The 19,224-nt window shown below is 67.9% G+C and carries 20 protein-coding genes; 11 read left to right on the top strand and 9 right to left on the bottom strand.

Going from position 1 to position 19,224, the window contains the following annotated elements; genetic code table 11:
- Positions 1 to 14 precede the first annotated feature (14 nt).
- The gene (locus ACQP0C_RS21900) at positions 15 to 644 is read right to left on the bottom strand and encodes a TetR/AcrR family transcriptional regulator (protein WP_433722564.1); all 630 of its coding nucleotides are present in this window, start codon (positions 642 to 644) and stop codon (positions 15 to 17) included.
- 551 nt (positions 645 to 1,195) lie between these two features.
- Here ACQP0C_RS21900 and ACQP0C_RS21895 point away from each other — a divergent pair.
- Both ACQP0C_RS21895 and fadD11 read left to right on the top strand, forming a co-directional pair.
- Positions 1,196 to 2,308 (top strand): methyltransferase, encoded by a 1,113-nt coding sequence (locus ACQP0C_RS21895; RefSeq protein ID WP_433722562.1) that lies wholly within the window; start codon positions 1,196 to 1,198, stop codon positions 2,306 to 2,308.
- Positions 2,309 to 2,429: 121 nt separating this feature from the next.
- Positions 2,430 to 4,253, top strand: a complete 1,824-nt coding sequence (gene fadD11 / locus ACQP0C_RS21890) for a fatty acid--CoA ligase FadD11 (protein WP_433722560.1) — start codon at positions 2,430 to 2,432, stop codon at positions 4,251 to 4,253.
- Positions 4,254 to 4,331: 78 nt separating this feature from the next.
- On the opposite strand, the gene ACQP0C_RS21885 is transcribed toward fadD11, so the two are convergent.
- Complete coding sequence (locus ACQP0C_RS21885; protein ID WP_433722558.1) at positions 4,332 to 4,526, bottom strand: ferredoxin; 195 nt, start codon at positions 4,524 to 4,526, stop codon at positions 4,332 to 4,334.
- Entirely contained in the window at positions 4,523 to 5,953 is a 1,431-nt protein-coding gene (locus ACQP0C_RS21880; RefSeq protein WP_433722556.1) for a cytochrome P450, read from the bottom strand. The genes ACQP0C_RS21885 and ACQP0C_RS21880 overlap by 4 nt, the downstream gene beginning before the upstream one ends.
- 109 nt (positions 5,954 to 6,062) lie before the next feature.
- On the opposite strand from ACQP0C_RS21880, the gene ACQP0C_RS21875 reads away from it, so the two are divergent.
- Positions 6,063 to 6,725 carry a TetR/AcrR family transcriptional regulator gene (locus tag ACQP0C_RS21875; RefSeq protein WP_433722554.1) on the top strand — a complete coding sequence of 221 codons (663 nt, stop codon included), beginning with the start codon at positions 6,063 to 6,065 and terminating at the stop codon, positions 6,723 to 6,725.
- A gap of 6 nt (positions 6,726 to 6,731) precedes the next feature.
- On the opposite strand, the gene ACQP0C_RS21870 is transcribed toward ACQP0C_RS21875, so the two are convergent.
- Positions 6,732 to 7,778: an MBL fold metallo-hydrolase gene (locus tag ACQP0C_RS21870; protein ID WP_433722552.1), complete on the bottom strand. Its 1,047-nt coding sequence runs from the start codon at positions 7,776 to 7,778 to the stop codon at positions 6,732 to 6,734.
- Positions 7,779 to 7,974: 196 nt separating this feature from the next.
- Between ACQP0C_RS21870 and ACQP0C_RS21865 the strand changes: the two genes are divergently transcribed.
- Positions 7,975 to 8,265, top strand: coding sequence for a hypothetical protein (locus ACQP0C_RS21865; protein WP_433722550.1), 291 nt, complete (start codon positions 7,975 to 7,977; stop codon positions 8,263 to 8,265).
- A gap of 230 nt (positions 8,266 to 8,495) precedes the next feature.
- Here the strand turns inward: ACQP0C_RS21865 and mshC are convergent, their stop codons facing one another.
- The gene (gene mshC, locus ACQP0C_RS21860) at positions 8,496 to 9,734 is read right to left on the bottom strand and encodes a cysteine--1-D-myo-inosityl 2-amino-2-deoxy-alpha-D-glucopyranoside ligase (protein ID WP_433722548.1); all 1,239 of its coding nucleotides are present in this window, start codon (positions 9,732 to 9,734) and stop codon (positions 8,496 to 8,498) included.
- 330 nt (positions 9,735 to 10,064) lie between these two features.
- Here mshC and ACQP0C_RS21855 point away from each other — a divergent pair, with 330 nt between their 5' ends.
- Positions 10,065 to 10,256, top strand: coding sequence for a hypothetical protein (locus tag ACQP0C_RS21855; protein ID WP_433722546.1), 192 nt, complete (start codon positions 10,065 to 10,067; stop codon positions 10,254 to 10,256).
- Positions 10,257 to 10,404: 148 nt separating this feature from the next.
- On the top strand, positions 10,405 to 11,277 hold the full coding sequence (locus ACQP0C_RS21850) for an LLM class flavin-dependent oxidoreductase (RefSeq protein ID WP_433722544.1): 873 nt from the start codon (positions 10,405 to 10,407) through the stop codon (positions 11,275 to 11,277).
- 56 nt (positions 11,278 to 11,333) lie between these two features.
- Here ACQP0C_RS21850 and ACQP0C_RS21845 read toward each other — a convergent pair whose 3' ends face one another.
- The 4 genes from ACQP0C_RS21845 to ACQP0C_RS21830 all read right to left on the bottom strand — a co-directional run bounded on the left by ACQP0C_RS21845 (position 11,334) and on the right by ACQP0C_RS21830 (position 14,507).
- On the bottom strand, positions 11,334 to 12,131 hold the full coding sequence (locus ACQP0C_RS21845; protein ID WP_433722542.1) for an SCO1664 family protein: 798 nt from the start codon (positions 12,129 to 12,131) through the stop codon (positions 11,334 to 11,336).
- A gap of 3 nt (positions 12,132 to 12,134) precedes the next feature.
- A complete protein-coding gene (locus tag ACQP0C_RS21840; RefSeq protein WP_062993133.1) occupies positions 12,135 to 12,719 on the bottom strand; it encodes a DUF3090 domain-containing protein in 585 nt (194 codons plus the stop codon).
- 83 nt (positions 12,720 to 12,802) lie between these two features.
- Positions 12,803 to 13,561: a histidine phosphatase family protein gene (locus ACQP0C_RS21835; RefSeq protein ID WP_433722540.1), complete on the bottom strand. Its 759-nt coding sequence runs from the start codon at positions 13,559 to 13,561 to the stop codon at positions 12,803 to 12,805.
- A gap of 16 nt (positions 13,562 to 13,577) precedes the next feature.
- Entirely contained in the window at positions 13,578 to 14,507 is a 930-nt protein-coding gene (locus ACQP0C_RS21830; RefSeq protein ID WP_433734616.1) for an undecaprenyl-diphosphate phosphatase, read from the bottom strand.
- A 338-nt stretch (positions 14,508 to 14,845) separates the two neighbouring features.
- Between ACQP0C_RS21830 and ACQP0C_RS21825 the strand changes: the two genes are divergently transcribed.
- The 5 genes from ACQP0C_RS21825 to ACQP0C_RS21805 all read left to right on the top strand — a co-directional run bounded on the left by ACQP0C_RS21825 (position 14,846) and on the right by ACQP0C_RS21805 (position 19,223).
- The gene (locus ACQP0C_RS21825; RefSeq protein ID WP_433722538.1) at positions 14,846 to 15,820 is read left to right on the top strand and encodes an aldo/keto reductase; all 975 of its coding nucleotides are present in this window, start codon (positions 14,846 to 14,848) and stop codon (positions 15,818 to 15,820) included.
- Positions 15,821 to 15,840: 20 nt separating this feature from the next.
- On the top strand, positions 15,841 to 16,881 hold the full coding sequence (locus tag ACQP0C_RS21820; protein ID WP_433722536.1) for a heme/hemin ABC transporter substrate-binding protein: 1,041 nt from the start codon (positions 15,841 to 15,843) through the stop codon (positions 16,879 to 16,881).
- The gene (locus tag ACQP0C_RS21815) at positions 16,878 to 17,159 is read left to right on the top strand and encodes a hypothetical protein (RefSeq protein ID WP_433722534.1); all 282 of its coding nucleotides are present in this window, start codon (positions 16,878 to 16,880) and stop codon (positions 17,157 to 17,159) included. The genes ACQP0C_RS21820 and ACQP0C_RS21815 overlap by 4 nt, the downstream gene beginning before the upstream one ends.
- Positions 17,160 to 17,197: 38 nt before the next feature.
- Positions 17,198 to 18,271, top strand: coding sequence for a FecCD family ABC transporter permease (locus tag ACQP0C_RS21810; RefSeq protein WP_433734615.1), 1,074 nt, complete (start codon positions 17,198 to 17,200; stop codon positions 18,269 to 18,271).
- 88 nt (positions 18,272 to 18,359) lie between these two features.
- Positions 18,360 to 19,223: a heme ABC transporter ATP-binding protein gene (locus tag ACQP0C_RS21805; protein WP_433722532.1), complete on the top strand. Its 864-nt coding sequence runs from the start codon at positions 18,360 to 18,362 to the stop codon at positions 19,221 to 19,223.
- Position 19,224 lies beyond the last annotated feature (1 nt).

Below are 19,224 nucleotides of genomic sequence, written 5' to 3'. Positions count from 1 at the left end.
CCTATCGAGCCGGGTCAGCGTGGTTGTGACGCGAACAGGCCGAGTACCGTGCGCGCGAACCGCTGATAGCGCTCGGTCGTGAACTGTTCAGGGCGGGTGAGGATCAAGTGGGCGGCGCGTTCGCCGATGGCGAGCAATGAGATCGCGGTCAGCTCGATATCGAGGTCGCTGAGACCGGGTCGGCGGTCGCGGCCCCACTCGATCAGCGCCTGTACTCGGGTGAGCGCGAATGCTCTTGCGGCGGTGGCGCGTTCGCGGACCTGTCCGGGTGCGTCACCGGCCGGAAGCAGCAGCAGCCGCCAGGATTCCGGGCTGGCCGCGACCGCCTGGAGCAGGTTCGTCATCGCGGTGAGCAGAATGTCGTCGAAGTCGGCGTCGGCGGTCAATTCCGGCATCGCGTCGGCCAAGGTCGCCAGCGCGCGCTTGCCCGCCCGCTCGAACAGTGCGAGCAGTAGCGGCTCGACACCCGGATAGGCCACATACACACGAGGTTTGGCGAGGTCGGCGGCGCGCGAGACCGCCTCCATGGTGACCGCGCCGTACCCGTCCTGGTGCACCAGCCGTAGCGCTGCGTCCAGGACCTGCTCACGCCGGACCTCGAGCAGCATCCGCGGCTGGCGGGGACGTCTGGTGGGCGGATTCATCGAAATCACCTTATGGGAAAAGATTTCGACCATCGACCCGTGCCATTGGTCGGTAAAACGCGCGCGGATGCGACACGCGCGCTGGGCGTGGACCGCTGGCCAGCCACGCATCCGCGCGCCTCGAGCGTCGCACCGGACTCGAAGTCGATCGTGACCCCATCCGGCGCCGCTGTCGAGCCGGAACCCTTGTGTTCCATCGTAATTCGACACCACTGGCGACGCGGGCCGTGAACCGCATCCGCTCGGTCTCCCGCTGCGGCAAACTGCTCGCCCGCCGCGTCAGCAGCGGGATCCGCGCATGATGCCGCCAGCCGATGCGGACCCCGGGGCGATACCGGCCGCGCCGAGTGTGCGAGGCTCGAACGGACATTCTGGTGAAAGGGCTGCTCATGTCGCTCGGCATGGTCCTCGGCGACGGCTGCGTTCGCGCTTCGACGCGGGACCGCTAGCCCGTCCTCTTCCGGCCCACCCGAGGGCCTCAGGTCGATCTCTGGCTCCTCGTCGAAGTGCTCTCCGTGCCAACGCACGTCCGATCACGAGGAGCACCCCCTTTGTCGACCATTCAGTGGACCGAAGCAGATACCGGCCACAGCGCCCAATGGCATTCCGAGAGCGCCGCGCCGACCCCCAACAAGGTCGCGGTTATCGATGACCGCATGCGCGCCCCTATCGCCTACCGGCTGGCCTGCGAAGGGACGGCGCTGCTGTGGCGCGGCGACTTTCACAACGCACGCCAACTATTGCGTGCATTGCGCCGCCGCATCGATCGCAAACCCGTGCCCGCAGGTGCGGGTTCGGCCGAAACCTTCCACCTGTACCGCCGCGCCCGCGGTCATCGTGCCCGGGTGCTCGGCAGACTGCTCGTGCAGCTAGAGCGGGATCATTCGCTGGCATTGCGGCGGGCACCCGATGTGCGGCAGGCGTGTACCGAGGCATATGGGTCGTCTCGCGAGCCGATGGTGGTCGCGTTCACCGAACTGCTCGGCGCGATCGGAGCACACCGATGGCGCGAAAACGGTGTTCCGATACCGGCTCTCGGCGCACGGATCCACCCGCACTACGGAGTGTTCTCCCCCGTGCGCGGTGAGTACGTCGATCTGGTCGCCCGTGCCCCGCTGTCGGTCGGGTATCGCACCGCCTTCGATCTCGGCACCGGAACCGGGGTGCTCGCGGCGGTGCTGGCGCGCCGGGGCGTCGACCACATCGTCGCCACCGATATCAATCCGCGCGCGCTCGACTGTGCCCGCGACAATCTCGACCGGCTCGCGCTCACCGGTCGCGTCGATGTGCAAGGCCCCGGCCTATTTCCCGACGGCCGCGCGCATCTGGTCGTCTGCAATCCGCCATGGCTTCCGGCCCGTCCGACCTCCGCCGTGGAACAGGGCGTCTACGACCCGGACGCCACCATGCTGCGCGCCTTCCTCGCCGGTCTCCCCGACCACCTCGAACCGGGCGGCGAGGGCTGGCTGATCCTGTCGGATCTCGCCGAACGCCTGCAACTGCGCACCCGTACGGAACTGCTGGCCGCCATCGAGGCGGCGGGTCTGCGCGTAGTGGATCGGATCGACACCACACCAAGGCATTCCCGCCCGAAAGACACCAGCGATCCGTTACATGCCGCCCGAGCCATGGAGGTCACCTCGCTGTGGCGGCTGGTCCACTAGATCTGCGCCGTTGGACATATCGCCAACATGGTCGGCGCCGCAGCGAAATCGAGCGAAAACGGCACGCACGCACCAAGTCGCGACCTACGGTCGGGAAGAAAATCCGGCCGTAGTGATTGTGATGGGTGCGATGACCGAACCGAATACCTCCTGTGCCGCGTTCCAGCGCGTTGCGGCAATCGATCCCGATGCGATCGCGGTGCGCTCCATTGGTGGCGGGCAAACGCTGAGCTGGCGCGAGTACGCCGAACAGGTCCGGGCCATCGCGGCGGGTTTGCACGGGTTGGGGATCGGGCGCGGCGATACGGTCGCGCTGATGATGGCCAATCGGGTCGAGTTCTATCCGATCGAGGTGGGCGCGCAGCACACCGGCGCGACCTCGTTCTCGGTGTACAACACCCTCGCGCCCGAGCAACTGAACTACGTCTTCGGCAATGCGGGCAACCGGGTGGTGATCTGCGAGGAACAATACGTCGAGCGGGTTCGCACCTGCGGTGCGCAGATCGAAACCATTGTCTGCATAGATGCCGAGCATGCCGGAACGATCAGCCTCGCCGAACTGAAGGCCAAGGGCCGCAATGATTTCCACTTCGAGGCGACCTGGCGGGCGGTGCGTCCCGACGATATCGCGACGCTGGTCTATACCTCCGGCACCACCGGCAATCCGAAGGGCGTCGAGATCACCCACGCCAATCTGAGCGCCGAGGCGCGTGCGTTCACCGCCGTGCTTCCCGTCGAATTCGGCGACCGGCAAACCTCCTACCTGCCGACCGCGCATATGGCCGACCGGTTCACCGCGCTCTATCTGCAGGAGTATTACGGCACCCAGATCACCGTGGTGCCCGACCGAGCCCAGCTGCCCGCGGCATTAGTGGATGCGCGGCCCACGATCTGGGGTGCGGTGCCGCGAGTGTGGGAGAAGTTCAAGGCGGCGATCGAATTCTCGGTCGCCAATGAACCCGACGAATCCACCAGGGCCGCACTGCAGTGGGCGCTGGGCGTGGCCGCGCGCAAGGCCGCCGTGCTGCTGGACGGGCGCAGCGTCGATGCGGAACTGGCCGCCGAATGGGCCAGGGCCGACGTGCTGGTGCTGTCCAAGCTGCGCGCCAAACTCGGCTTGGACCAAGTGAAGTGGGCGATGTCGGGTGCGGCCCCGATCCCGCCGGAAACCCTCGGCTTCTTCTGCGGCCTCGGCATCCCGATCAGCGAGATCTGGGGTATGTCCGAACTGACCTGCGTGGCCAGTGCCAGCCCGCCCGCCGAGGCGCGCCTGGGCACCGTCGGACGGATGTTGCCCGGCTCGGAAGCCAAAATCGCCGAGGACGGCGAATTCCTGGTCCGCGGACCACTGGTGATGAACAGCTACCGCAAGGAACCGGGTAAGACCGCCGAAGCCGTCGACGCCGACGGCTGGCTGCACACCGGCGATATCCTCACCCGCGACGCCGACGGCTACCTGCGGGTGGTCGACCGCAAGAAGGAACTCATCATCAACGCGGCCGGAAAGAATATGTCCCCCGCCAATATCGAGAACACCATCAAGGCCGCCACCTCGCTGGTGGGTTCGATCGTCACCATCGGCGACGCTCGCCCCTACAACACCGCCCTGATCGTGCTCGACGCCGAATCCGCGACCCCCTATGCGGCCCAACAGGATCTCCCCGACGCCTCCGCCGCCGCACTCGCCACCACCCCGAGCGTCATCGCCGAAATCGCCAAAGGTGTCGCCGCGGGCAACACGAAACTATCCCGAGTAGAACAAATCAAACGCTTCATCATCCTCCCCACATTCTGGGAACCCGGCGGCGACGAAGTCACCCTCACCATGAAACTGCGCCGCAAACCGATCGCGACCAAATACGCCGCCGAAATCGAAACCCTCTACACCTCGACCCCACCCGCCACAGTCCACCAACCCGCTGTCGAACTCGCCGCAGAGGTCTAGCCCGAGCTGGACATTCGTTCACCATGCGCTGATGCGGGCAAATGTCGAGAGCGCCCTGCACCAGCGCATTCTCGCGGGTCAGTCGGGTAGGTGGTGGAGGGCTTGGACGGGGCAGGTTTCGATTGCCAGTTCGACGTCGGGTTGGTCGGGGGCGGGGACCTCGGTGACCAGGATGTGGACCTTGCCGGAGTCGTCGACCTGGAAGATGTTCGGTAGGAGGGCTTCGCACATGCCGTGGCCTTCGCAGCGGGATCGGTCGGCGGTGATTTTCATGCGGGCCGCCGGGATCGGATGCGGGTGTTGTGCAGGTGGATGGGGAGGCCGTCGAGGGGGATGGGGCCGGTTGCCCATCCCATTGGCGGGACGTAGCCGGTGGGTACCGACCAGCGGTAGTGCAGGAGCATGCGGTGCATGATCGCCTTGACGGTCATGCCGCCGAAGTACAGGCCGATGCATTTGTGTGCGCCGCCGCCGAAGGGGGCCCAGGCGTAGCGGTGTGATTTGTCCTCGTGGCGCTCGGCGGTGAAACGTTGCGGATCGAAGACATCCGGGTCGTGCCACCAGCGGTCTATGCGCATCGCGGGATGCGAGCCGATGATGACGATGGTGCCCGCGGGGACGAAATAGCCCTGAAGTGCGGTGTCGCGCACCGTCTCCCGGATCTGCTGGCCGACCGGGGAGTACATCCGCAGAATCTCCTTGAACACCAGATCAAGGGCGGGTAGCCGGTCCAGATCGTCGTAGTCGAGCGAATCCTTGCCCAGCGCTTGCGATTCCGCGCGCAGCCGGTCCTGCCATTCGGGGTGCAGGCCGAGCTGATAGCCCATCATCGACAGCGCGATGGTGCTGGTGTCGTGCGCGGCCATCAATACGAAGATCAGATGGTCGACGATGTCCTGATCGGTGAAGGTGTGGCCCTCATCGCTCGCGGTATGGCACAGCACGCTGAACAGGTCATCGCCGCTGCACGCACGTCTCGCGGGCATTTCCGCGCGACAGTAGTCCTCGAGCACCTTGCGCCCGCGCAATCCCTTCGCCCACAGACCGCCGGGCAGATTCGTGCGCACCAACGCCTGTCCACCGCGCACCGCATCGATGAACGCTCGCTCGAGCCGCGCGGCCTCGGGGCCCAGGCGTGCGCCCATGAACACCTCCGATGCCATCCGCAGCAGCAGGTCCTTGGTCGCGGGGAACAGCTGAAAGTCATTGCCGGGCAACCAGTCACGCATGCCGCGGGCGATCGCGGGAGTGGTGATGTCGAGATAGCCGACCAGCCGCTGCCGGGTGAACGCCTGCTGCAGGATGCGCCGGTGGTAGCGGTGCTCGTCGAAGTCGCGCAACAGGATGCCGCCGTGGAAGAACGGTCCGATGAAGAAGTCGTAGCCGCGTCGAGCGGAATACACCTTGTCGCGGTCTGCGAGGACTTCCTCGATCGCCTCCGGGCTCACCACCATGACGACGCGGCGCCCGAGCATGCCCGACCATTGGACCGGACCGTACTTCTCGAAGCGACGCCGGGCGAAGTCGAGATTGTCGGTCATGGCCGGCAGCGCGTGTCCGATCACCGGCAATCCGTAATCGCCGAGCACCGGCCGCAATTCGCTGCCCGCGGGCGGATCGGCGAGGGTTCGGGTCCGCGCGGGATACCACTCGGCCAGTGCGGCCGCCGCGTACTTTGCCCGAAGGCCAATGGTCGCCATGGTCGTGATCCTCTCGCGCCTTTGCGAAGCAGCTGTGACCCAGACCATACCGGAATCGATCTTTTCCGTAAACGCTTGTTTCCTGATTGTGCTGCGGCATACTGACCCTGTGACACGGGCAGCGACCGGGATCTACCGCGGCACCTCCGCCGAACAGCGGCGCGAGGAACGCCGACGTCGCCTCATGGACGCCGCACTCGACATCATCGGCACCCAGGGCTGGGCGACCACCACGGTGCGCGGAGTCTGCGAACAGGCCAAGGTCGGTCCCCGCTTCTTCTACGAGAGCTTCCCCGACCTCGACGCCCTGGCCGCGGCGGTGCACGACGAGATCATCGACACCGCCATCCGCAGTTCCCTCGACGCCCTCGCCGCGGCACCCAACAGCATTGCGGCCAAGACCCGAGCCGCGGTCACCGCCATCCTCACCTCCGTCATCGATGACCCGCGCCGAGCCCGTGTCGCCTTCGCCGAGGCGCACGGCAGTGAAACCCTGATGCGCCGGCGCGCCGCCGCGATGCGCACCATCGCCGATGTCGTCGCCGATCAGGAACGCGCCCTGCTGCACCCGCCGCCGGGCAGCGACATCCTCGTGCGCGCGGTCTCGCTGATGATCACCGGCGGCGCCGCCGAATTGGTGCTGGTCTGGCTCGACGGCGGCATCGAGGTCAGCCGTGACGAACTCATCGACCTCTGCGCCGAATTCGTCCTCACCTTCGCCGACAACCTCGCCGCCATGGCCGCGCGCCTGCCACCCGGACCAGCTCGCTGACGCGAGTTACAAGGGGAAGGTCAGGCGGTGGGGGCTGAGGTAGTCGAATGGGTCGTGCATGGGCCGGAACTGCGGGCGCTGCTCGGCGGTGATGCGGGCCAACTCACCGCGCAGGGGTGCGTCGTAGCTGGCGGCTGAGGCGGTCAGACCGGGCAGCCAATTGTCGTGGTGGCTGGGCACGAACAGTTCCGGGCGGATCGCCTCGATGTAGCGGCGGGGGTCGCGCAGACCGTTCATGATCTGGTTGAAGCCCTGGACCGCGCCGATCTGCACGGTGGTGGCCGGTAGATCGGCGAAGACGTCGAAGACCTGCGGGGCTTTCTCGGTGAGCGGACCCGAGGAGTCGTGCCAGAGCACGGAGAATCCGGGTACGCGGAATTGATAGAGCAGGCTGCCGCCCTCGGGGTCTTTGAGGCGCGGCGCGCTCTGCAGCACGCCCGCCAACGTGGGGGGATGCTGCACGAGCGCGCGCAACTCCGGCCGCGGGAAGAACGGTGCGGATCCACCCGGCCGCTCAGGGGCGGTCGGTGCGGAATGCACGTGGCGGACCGCGGTCACCTCGACCGGGCCGACAGTGAAGTCGTGCCGCTCCCCCGGCCGCGAACTGCTGTCCCCCAGCACGACCGTTTCGAACATCGGATCCGCCACCTGCGCACGAATATTCGCACCATGCTCGGCGGTTCCGTACACGACAGCTCCGCAAGCCTGTGCGATCCGCCCCGCATCACCGGCGTGATCGAAATGCCCGTGCCCGATGAAGATCGCCTCCGGCGCCAGATCCGCCAGATCCTGCGCGGTCGCGGGCACATAGCCGGTACTCGTCAACCGCGGCACCCACGCATCCAGCAGGAACACCGAACCAGCCATCGCGAACGCATAGGTCGTGCACCCCACCCAGGACAACACCACCCGATCCGCACGTACCGCACCGGTATCGGGATCCACCACATCCGCCCCGAAGAACCGCGTACGCGCCGCAACGGTCCGCGCATCCCCCTGCGCGCCCGAGCTTTCCAACCGCCCTGCCGCGAGCACACCCCCCGCCTCGATCACCCCACCGAGCCTGTTCCGCCAGTCCATCAATCCGCGAGGATGAATACCGCACACCCGTGTACAACACCACGGATCGTCCTGCCGAACAACCCATCCGCCTCCCCTGGCCCGACCCCGCCCCGATCATCCCGCCACGGCACACGTTTGCACGCCACACTGCCCCGCCAGGCTGGCGTGGACCTCGGCGGGCGAGTGCATGTCCGGCAGCTCGGCTCATCGACACACACGGTGGCTTCAGATCACCGGCCTGGATATCACCCTGCCGCATCGTTATCCGGCGGATATGGTGCGGCACAAGGGCCGCCAGCACGCTGCACTGAGCATTGCCGACCGGCCGTCCGGTCGGCCAGCCTTGACGCGACACGCAATGAGCACAGTCAGCGCAGCGGAATATGCGGTCGGCACGCCGCGCATACGGACATTCGATCGCATGGCGGTACCGAAGCGCTTGTTGGCTATCAATGCTCGCAGGCGCATTCTCGACTGATTCGGTCGTGGTGTGGATGGTGGCTCGGGGCGATGGGTTTTCGGCTGTACCTATGAGTGGAGACTTGTGCTGCGAGCGCACAAAGCCAGTAGGTGCGGCCACTCCCCTTGGTGTCGCGCCATGCCGATCAAGGCGGTGACCTGGGTCCCACAGTCGGTGCGATGCGTCTGGCAACGCATCGACTGCGGTCGAGACCTTGTGGTGCAGTGCCCTGGCGGGCCAGCTCTGAGCTAGAGCCGCACGCCGAGTAGACCGTCCACGGCGGTGGCGACGAGGGCTGGGGCCGCGCTGTCCTGGCCACCGTAGTTCAGGGCCTGGGTGGCCCAGTTGTCGAGGGCAGCAAGGGCTTTCGGGGTGTCGAGGTCGTCGGCGAGGTGTTGGCGCAGGCGGGCGACGGTGTCCTCGGCGGCGGGGCCGGAGGTGAGCACGGTGGCACGGCGCCACAGGTCCAGGCGGCCCGTGGCCTCGGCGAGGACGGCGTCGGTCCACATGCGGTCCTGGCGGTAGTGACCGGCCAGCAGGCCCAGGCGGATGGCGGCCGGGTCGACTCCGCCGCGGCGCAGCTTGGACACCAGCACCAGATTGCCCCTGGACTTCGACATCTTCTCACCGTCCAAGCCGATGAGACCGGCGTGCACGTAGTGGCGGGCGAAGCGGCGGCCCGCGATGAGCGCCTCGGCGTGCGCGGCCGAATACTCGTGGTGCGGGTAGATCAGGTCGCTGCCGCCGCCCTGGATATCGAATTCCGGGCCGACGCGGTTGAGCGCGATCGCCGCACACTCGATATGCCAGCCGGGGCGGCCCGCACCGAACGGGGCGGGCCAGGACGGCTCGCCGGGACGGGCTGCGCGCCAGAGCAGCGCATCGATGGTGTCGCGTTTGCCGGGACGGTCCGGGTCCCCGCCGCGCTCGGCGAACAGGCGATCCATGGTCGCGCGGTCGTAGCCGGATTCGTAGCCGAATTGTTCGGTGGCATCGGCGCGAAAGTAGATATCGGGGAACTCGGCATCGTCGACCGTGTACGCCGCACCCGAGGCCAGCAACTTGTGCACGAATTCGACAACCTCGTCGACGGATTCGATCGCGCCGATGTAGTCGCGCGGCGGCACGATCCGCAGCGCGGACATATCCTCGCGGAACAGATCGATCTCGCGGCTGCCCAGATCACGCCAGTCCACCCCGTCGCGGGCCGCGCGCTCGAACAGCGGGTCGTCGACATCGGTCACGTTCTGCACATAGTGCACATCGTGGCCCGCGTCGCGCCAGAGCCGGTTGACCAGATCGAAGGTCAGATAGGTGGCGGCATGCCCGAGATGGGTGGCGTCGTAGGGGGTGATCCCACAGACGTACATGGTGGCCGTGGCGCCCGGGGTCACCGGGCGAACCTGCCGGTCGGCGGTGTCGTACAACCGCAACGGTGGCCCTGCTCCGGGAATGGTCGGTAGGGCGGTATCGGACCAGGACTGCATGGTTCGAGGGTAAAGGTGTGGTGGCGGCCATTGCGCCGCACCCTGCCCCGAGCGGTACCGCCAGTGCCGAACACCCCGGATCTGACCTGCTCCGATGTAGCGAAAATCGGAAGTCAATGTTTGCGCGCTCGCGGATCGAATTGCTGACAGTGGCGCAGCTCACTTCAATTCCCGCCATCGCGGCAGGCCCAGCTTTCCTGCGGTTACACCGTAGACGAACGGTCGGACGTCGCATTCGCCCGCTTGCTGCACAGCCCGTCCGCCAGCGCGGACAACACGGGCTCCCCGGGCAGCCGCAAGGCGCATTGTGATGGAGTCGCCCAGGAACCCATGCTCGAACCGGACGGCGGATTCGAGGTGTTGCTCGGCGTCATCGGGCAGTGCCACATCGACGTCTGCCAGGAGCTGCGCCGAGTGGTCGACGGTGCGCGGGCTATCGATGGGCGGCACGGCTGCGGATCGGCGTCGAGTTCACGTCAGCGACACGTTCGTACCGACTCCAGTCGGCGTCTGCTCAGTTAACCGGGCAGACCGGAGCGGATCGGTAGTGTGGGACCGATCGCACCAGCGGCCTCGAAGCCATCTGACATGGTGTCCCAGCGCTGCGGCGATTGCCGCAGACGGAGCCGAATCCCGCCGGGGCCGAAGGGGATCGCGCTAGGTTGGACGGATGACTGTTCTCGGTGCGGTGTCGTTGCCCCAGATCTCTCCCGAACGTTTGGTGGCGGTGGCGGCCGCAGCCGAAGACAGTGGGCTCGACGAATTGTGGCTGTGGGAGGACTGTTTCTGGGGCGGTGGGATCGCCAGTGCCGCAACGGTATTGGCGCGAACCGAACGGGTGCGGGTCGGCATCGGGGTAATGCCGGTGCCGCTGCGGAATGTGGCACTTGCCGCGATGGAAGTGGCGGCGCTGCTGCGGCTGCATCCGGGGCGGGTGGTTCCGGGATTCGGGCACGGCGTGCAGGACTGGATGGGGCAGGTCGGTGCTCGCGTCGAGTCGCCCATGACACTGTTGCGCGAACAGTTGGTCGCACTGCGCGGCCTGCTGAACGGCGAGAAGGTCAGCACCGCAGGCCGATACGTGCGGCTCGACAATGTCGCCCTGGATTGGCCGCCGACCACGCCCCCGCCGATCGCCGCCGCTGCGACCGGCCCGCAGACACTGCGGCTGTCCGGCGAGCTCGCCGACGCCACCATCCTCACCGCACGGACCACCTCCGACGGCGTCCGCGCCGCCGGCACGCTCATCGAGGAGGGCCGTTCGAAAGCCGGACGCGCCGGAACGCACCGCGTGATCGTCAACCTGCTCACCGCCACCGGCCCGGACGCATCCGAGCGCCTCACCGCCGCCCAGCAACGCAACAGCGGTGACCACCCGGCCGAGGCAGGCGTCGCGGGCGATGCGCAAACCATCGCCGACACCATCCGCCGCTACGCCGATGCGGGCGCCGACACCGTCGTCCTCGAACCCACCGACGACGACCCGAACCTGATCGATTTCGTCCACTTCGTCGGCACCGAGGTCCGCCCACTACTGAGCTGACACCGCAAGTGCCTCGCCCATGCCCAGGTCGCTGGCGGTAATCGCAGGACGTGATCTCAGAACGCGGGCCACGGAATCGGTCGTGACGTTCGCGGCACCGGCATAACCGGGTTGTCCAGCAGTTCGCGCGTGCGGTCGGCGAGGGCTTCGATCTCGGTATCGGTGAGATGCGGTGCGAGATCATCGGCGACCGCGCCGGGAAGGGCCTCGGCGAAGGCGGCGATATCGGCCATCAGTCCGTCGCAGATGGGTTTGCCCGCCCAACCCCATAGCACGGTGCGCAGTTTGTGCTCGCTGTGCAAGCAGATGCCGTGGTCCACGCCGTAGACCTGACCATCGACGCCTTCCAGGGCATGCCCGCCCTTGCGGTCGGCATTGTTGAGCAGCACGTCGAGAACCGCCATGCGCTGCAGACGCGGGTCATCGGCATGGATCAGCGAGACCTCGTTGCCCGCCGGGTCCTGGGCGCGCAGCACCTCGCAGAATCCGTCCGGCACCGCGCCCAACGGCACCAGATCGACCAGATCGAGCCGGTTGCCCTGGTCGGTGTGGTTGTCCACCGACTCCACCCACCGCTGCACCATGCCGGGCCCATACGGACCGTCGCGCAGGATCGTCTCCGGGATGACGCCCCAGCCGAGTGCATCCGACACCCGATACGAGGCGACCTCACGCCCGGCGAGGGTGCCGTCCGGGAAGTCCCACAGCGGCCGCTCACCGCGTATCGGCTTGTAAACCACGCGAACGGGCACGCCATCGGAACCGTCCGCATCGCAGACCAGCGTGACGTTGCTCGCGGTCGTCACCCGCCCGATCACCGTCAATTCCGCGGTGTGCCACCGAGGCTCGGCCACGGACTACTCCTCTAGCTCGGCCGCGCCGAAAATATCCCCGCGCTTGTATCCATTGGTTCGCACACACATATGCCCACGCGCCGACAGCGGCTCCCCGCACAGCGGACACGGTGGCCGCCCCGCCGCGATCACCCGCGTCGAGCGCAACGCGAACTCCCGGGCCTGGATCGGGGTCAGGAATACGCGCACCGCGTCCGGCCCCTCCTCGGTGTCGTCGAGCACCACCGATTCGTCGACCTCGGTCTCGGTGATCGCCAGCAGTTCCACGACCACCGCACCCGCGTCGGCGTCCCAGCCCAGGCCCATGGTGCCGACCCGGAATTCGGCGTCGATCGGGGTCACCAGCGGGTCACTGTCGGAGATGTCCTCGGCCTGCGGCGGCACCTCGGCGCCGAAGCGGCGCGCGACCTCGTCCAGCAGCAGCCCCATGCGGTCGGCGAGCACCTTTACCTGCTGCTTCTCCAACAGCACGCTGACCACCCGTGGTTCCTGCACAGCCTGCAGATAGAACGCGCGATCGCCCGGCTCACCGACGGTCCCGGCGACAAAACGATCGGGGGTGCGAAATACATGGATTGCGCGAGACATCTGCACCTCCTGATACGTGACCCTGATCGACTACCCGCGGCGCTGGACTCCGCAACACGCCACCTACTCGTTTACAAGGAATCTCAACGCTCCGCATTCCCATTATCCGCACTCGGGGTACCACCTAGCTCGCCACCGGGAACCGGGCCCGAGGTATCGACCGGTTCGGCGTCCGACGACGGCCGGGAATCCGATGCGGGCCGTTGCGGTTTGGTTGCCGCCAAACCCGACAGATCCGCCCCCGTGTCGTTGAGCCGCACCACATACGGCGCGGTCGGGGTGTAGCGCACGACACTGATCGAGGCGGGCTCGACCACGATGCGCTGAAAACCGTCGAGATGGATGCCGAGCGCATCGGCGAGTACGGATTTGATCACGTCACCGTGGGTGCACGCCACCCACAGCACATCGTGACCGGCCTTCTCGGCGAATCTGCGATCGTGCTCGCGGACCGCGGCGACCGCGCGCACCTGCACCTGCGCCAGGCCCTCCCCGCTGGGGAAGATCGCGCCGGAGGCGTGTCGCTGTACCACCTTCCACAGCGGTTCGGCGAGCAGATCCGCGATCGCCTTGCCGGTCCAGTCGCCGTAGTCGACCTCGATCAACCGATCGTCGTACTCCGGTTCCAGACCGAGCTTTTCCGCCAGCGGCGCGACCGTTCGCTGACACCGCAGCAGCGGCGAGTGCACGATGTGCTCGATCGGCAGTACCGCGAGTCGATCGGCGACGGCGCTGGCCTGGGTGTTGCCGAGTTCGGTCAGATCGACGCCTGCACTGCGCCCGGCCAGGGTGCGGGCGGTGTTCGAGGTCGAGACACCGTGCCGCAGCAGGATCACCGTCATGGCACCAGCCTAACGATCATGTCGCCGACACCACGCCGGTCGCGAGCAGACCCATGACGGTCAGGCCCAGCACGATGCGGTAGCCGACGAACCAGTCCAACGAATGTTTGCCGACGAACTTCAACAGCCACGCGACCGAGGCATAGCCGACGGCGAAGGCGAGAATCGTCGCGACCAGCAGCTGCGGGCCGCTGGCATTGAGACCCTCACCCGCCGGTTGGAACGCGTCGGGCAGGCTGAACAATCCCGATGCGGTCACCGCGGGAATGGCCAGCAGGAACGAGAACCGCACCGCCGCTTCGCGCTCCAGTCCGAGGAACAGACCCGCCGTCGCGGTCGCACCGGATCGGGATACGCCCGGGATCAGCGCGAGACATTGGGCAAAGCCCATGATCAGCCCGTCACGGGTGGTCAGCTGCTCGATCGGGCGGATCTTGCGTCCGTAGTACTCACCGGCGGCGATGACCAGCGCGAATGCGACCAGCATGAACGAAATCAGCCACAGATTGCGCGCGCCGGTGCGGATCTGGTCCTTGAGCAGGAAGCCGAGTACACCGATCGGAATGGTCGCGATGATCACATACCAGCCGATGCGGTAATCGAGTTCGCGCTGGGCCTGTTCGTCGAGGACGCGCTTGTAGTCGGCGGTGATGACCGGCAGTTTCGTGGTCGGCTGGTCGTAGAGCGGCAGGTCCTGCTGACCGCGGCTGGTCAGCCGGTCGCGCAGGCCGGCGAACCACGCGAGGATGATCCGCCAGATGTCCTTGGCGAAATACACCAGCACCGCGGCCTCGGTGCCCAGCTGGGTCACCGCGGTGAACGAGGCGCCCGCGTCATCGCCGAAGAACACCCCCGACACGATGCGCAGATGCGCCGAGGAGGAGATCGGCAGAAACTCGGTGAGCCCCTGCACCAGTCCCAGTACCAGGGCCTGTACCCAGGTCATCGACTCGCCGACCACGAATCCGCCTCCACTTCCGCCCGAAAAACCTTTTCCTACTGGGCAATTGGTCCGGCGGCCGATCACCTCACTGTGACCATCGCCGCAATCACGCAGCGACAGTACAGTGTCGATGTTGCGACGGCGTGCCCGGCCGTTCGCTGCGTGCGGGCCCGCGCCGATGGGGTGCGGACTTCCCGCTCGAACTGGGGTCCGCCACGACCGAATTCGCTGTCGAGGCCGCCGACTCGACAGCGCGCCGGTGCGACCCACTGTGCTGGTGGGCGTCGAGTTGCGTATCTACACTCTAGGCTTGGCGCCGTGACGAATGCGCGGACACGGTGATGGAACAGCGGACGGTCGGCCGCAGCGGCCTACGGGTGTCCCGGATAGGACTGGCGACCCACACCTGGGGCACGCATACCGACACCGACGACGCGGCGGTGCAGTTGGTGGCGTTCGCCGAGGCGGGCGGCACCCTGGTCGACACCTCTCCCGCCTACGCGGGCGGTGCGGCACAACGGATCCTGGCCGAACTGCTCGGCGATCTGGTCTCGCGCGACGATCTGGTGCTCAGCGGCTGCGCGGGTGTCGCGCCGCGGATCGCGCCCGCGCCGGTGGGACCGACCGTGCCCACACCGGAACCCGTGCGCGCGGTGGTGGACACCTCGCGGCGTGCGCTGCTGCGTCAACTCGATCGGACGCTGCTCGAATTGGGCACCGACTATCTCGATATCTGGCATGTCGCGGCCTGGGATCCGGCGACCCCGCTCGACGAGGTCGCGGCCACCCTCGAATTCGCGGTCCGCTCCGGAAAGGTCCGCTACGCCGGGGTGCGTGGTTTCAATGCCTGGCAGGTCGCCAGCCTCGCCGCCGTCGCGCCCGTCACCGTCGCGCAGACCCCGTACTCGCTGCTGGCCCGTGATACCGAAACCGATTTCATGCCAGCCACCCGCCATCACGGTGTCGGGCTGATCGCCACCGCGCCGCTGGCCGGGGGCATTCTCACCGGCAAATATCGCGATGGGGTGCCCGCCGATTCGCGCGGTGCGGACGAGGCGACCGCCGCCGAGATCCGGCATCGGCTCGACGACCGCGCCACCCGGGTCGTCGACGCCTTGGTGACCGCCGCGGACGGACTGGCCACCTCACCGCTGGCCGTCGCGCTGGCCTGGATCCGGGATCGTCCCGGCATTGCGAGCATGATCGTCGGCGCCCGCGATATCGGGCAGCTCACCGGGGTCCTGGCCGCCGAGACACTGGAACTCCCGCGCGCCATCGCGGCGGCGCTCGACGACGTGAGTGCACGGACAGAATGATGGAGGCTAGCCTTACCTGCATGAGGTATCTCGACCGAGTCCGATCCAGCGGGGCTCGTTGCCTCTTGGCCGCGCTGGCGTTGGCCCTGCTGCTCGGTTCGGCCGCCTGCGGTACCGGCGGCGACGCCACGACCTCGGATGGGCGTGGGCCGGTCACCGCGAAACTGGAGAATCTGGACCCGGTGCCGATCGGGCCCGAACCCTCCCCCACGCTGCCGGTGACCGTCCGCTCCTTCGACGGGGCCGAGGTGACGGTGACCGATGCCAGCCGCATCATCGCCGCCGACCGCTATGGCACGCTCGCGCAGACGGTGTGGGCGTTGGGTATGGGCGCCAAACTCGTCGGGCGCAGTACCGCGGCCGCGTTCCCCGCGGTCGCGAATGTGCCGAACGTGACCGGCGGCAGCGGGTCGCTGAACGTGGAATCGATTCTGGCACTGCGTCCTTCGGTATTCCTCACCGATAGCACCAGCGCCGCGGGGCAAGTGCGTGAGCAGTTGCGCGCGGCCGGTGTCACCGTCGTCTACTTCGATCCGCAGCGCACCATGGACGGCGTGGTGCCACAGATCGAGGCGGTCGCCGCCGCACTCGGCATTCCCGATCGCGGCCAAGCCCTGGCGCAGCGCACCCGCGACGAAATCGCCGCCGCCAGCGCCGCGGTACCCAAACTCGACAAGCCCCTCACCATCGCCTTCCTCTACCTGCGCAGCACCGCCATCACCATGCTCGCCGGACCCGGGTCCGGCGCGGACGCGCTCATCACCGCTCTCGGCGCGCGCGACGCGGGTACCGCGGCCGGGTTGACCGAGCCGTTCGTCGCGATCACCAGCGAGGGCATGATCGCGGCCGCACCGGATGTGCTGCTGGTGATGTCGGATGGACTGAAGTCGGTCGGTGGCGTCGACGGCCTCGAGAAGGTACCCGGCATCGCGCAGACCCCGGGCGGGCGCAACAAGCGCATAGTCGACATGTCCGACGCGGTGGTCCTGAGCTTCGGCCCGAATACCGGCCGGGTGATCGCCGCCCTCAGCGCGGCCGTGTACGGCACCAAGCCCGCATGAGCGCGACACGACATCGCGTGCGGGACCGCGACGATCGGCTCGCGCCCGCAATGGCGCGGCCAGTCGTGCGCGAGGTCGGGCCGATGACCGCGGTGCCCATCGCCGCGTTCGCACGCTCGCAGCGGCGCGGGCCGAAACGCTTGCCGGACTCAGGGGGTTCGACAGCGCGCTTCTCCTACGTGTCGGAGTCGAGCGTCGCAGCGGCGGGCGTGAGTGAACCGACCGTGCAGCGCGGTTCGCGCATGCCGGATGCCAGCGTCGGCGAGGTATTGGCGTGAACGAAAAGGCAACGGGGACAACGGCGGCCGATTCGGCGATGCCGCACAGTCCGCGGCCGGTCGCGCCGAAGTCGCGCGGACGGTCGCGCACGACGGTGGTCTTCGCGGTGGCGATCGCCGCGCTGGTGGTGCTGGCCTTGGCGTCGGCGGCGATCGGGCAGGTGCCGACGACACCGGCCGAGGTGGCGGGCAGTGTGCTGCATCGGATCGGGCTGGATTGGGGGCCGATGCCCGCGCATCCGTCGGGTGAGGTGACGTTGTGGCAGGTGCGGTTCCCGCGGGTGGTGCTGGCGATGCTGGTCGGGGCGGCGCTGGCGACAGCGGGGGCATTGCTGCAGGGGGTGTTCGCCAATCCGCTCGCCGAACCAGGCGTCATCGGGGTTTCGGCGGGGGCCGCGGTCGGTGCTGGCACGGTGATCGTAGTGGGTGGCGCGTTCGTCGCCGCATGGTCGGTGGCGACGGCCGCGTTCGTGGCGGGACTGCTGACGACCCTGCTGGTGTATCTGCTGTCGCGATCGAACGGGCGCACCGAGGTGGTCACGCTGGTGCTCACCGGGGTCGCTATCAATGCCTTCGCGGGCGGGTTGATCGCGTTTCTACTGTTCATCGCCTCCCCTGCCGCCCGGGACCAGATCGTGTTCTGGCAGTTGGGCAGTCTCAATGGAGCCACTTGGGAGGCGGTGCGCGTCGTCGCCCCGCTCGCCGCGCTCGGAATTCTCGCCGCGATCCTCATCGCGCCCCGTCTGGACCTGCTCGCCCTCGGTGAATCCGCCGCCCGCCACCTGGGTGTCGATGTGGAACGGCTGCGGCGCAATGTCATCGTGGTGGTCGCCGTGCTCGCCACCGCGGGCGTGGCCTTCACCGGCATCGTGCTGTTCGTCGGCCTGATCGTGCCGCATCTGGTCCGTATGCTCGTCGGCCCCGCCCACCGCATCCTGATCCCATTGAGCGCCATCGTCGGCGCCGTCGTCCTGCTCGCCGCCGATGTCGCCGCCCGCTCCCTGGTCCATAACGCCGACCTCCCCCTCGGCATGCTCACCTCCCTGATCGGCGGCCCGTTCTTCTTCTGGCTGCTCCGCCGCACCCGCGCCCGCGCCGGAGGTTGGGCATGAGCCGACCAGTTGGTCGAGGGCACACGACGTGTCCAGGACGCACCGAAGGTGATGGTCGGTGCCAGCGCGAGAGTGGGGAGGTGAAAGCGTGAGTGGTGTGTTGGAGGGGTTGAGTTCGGTGTTCGCGCGCACGCATGAGCTGCCGGTGGCGCCGGAGCGAGGGGCGGTGACGTTGCGCGCGCGGGGGGTGAGTGTGGATCGGCGGGGGGCTTCGGGGGCGCATACGCGGCGGGTGCTCGAGGCGGTCGACTTCGAGGTCGTCGCGGGGGAGATCGTGGCGCTGGTCGGTCCGAACGGTGCCGGTAAGTCGACGCTGTTGGCGGCACTCGCGGGTGAGCTGGAACCGAGCGAGGGCTCGATCGAACTCGATGGGCGGGCGCTGGGGCACTGGTCCCCGCTGGATATGGCGCGCCGTCGGGCGGTGCTGCCGCAGAGCCATACCGTCGGGTTTCCGTTCACCGTCCGTGAGGTGGTGGCGATGGGCCGAGCGCCCTGGGTGCGCACCGAGCGGCGCGAGTTCGACGATGCGCGGATCGCCGCCGCCATGACCGCCGCCGATGTGGAACACCTTGCCGCGCGGGCGTTTCCGACGCTTTCCGGTGGCGAACGCGCCCGCGTCGCACTGGCTCGCGTGCTCGCCCAGGACACCGCAACCCTGCTGCTGGACGAACCCACCGCCGCCCTCGACCTGGGCCACCAGGAAGCGGTGCTGAGCCTGGCCACCGCCCGTGCGGCCGCGGGCGCGGCCGTCGTCGTGGTCCTGCACGACCTCGGCATCGCGGCCGCCTACGCCGACCGCATCGCTGTGCTGGAATCCGGCCGCGTCGCCGCCGACGGCCCACCCCGCAAGGTCCTCACCACCGAACTGCTCACCCGCGTCTACCAACACCCGGTCGAAGTCCTCGATCACCCGATAACGGGTGCTCAGCTGGTCCTCCCGGTTCGCCGCTGAC

This window comes from Nocardia sp. CA-129566 (genome assembly GCF_050956075.1).
GTDB lineage: Bacteria > Actinomycetota > Actinomycetes > Mycobacteriales > Mycobacteriaceae > Nocardia.
This window is presented reverse-complemented; position numbering and strand designations above follow the sequence as displayed.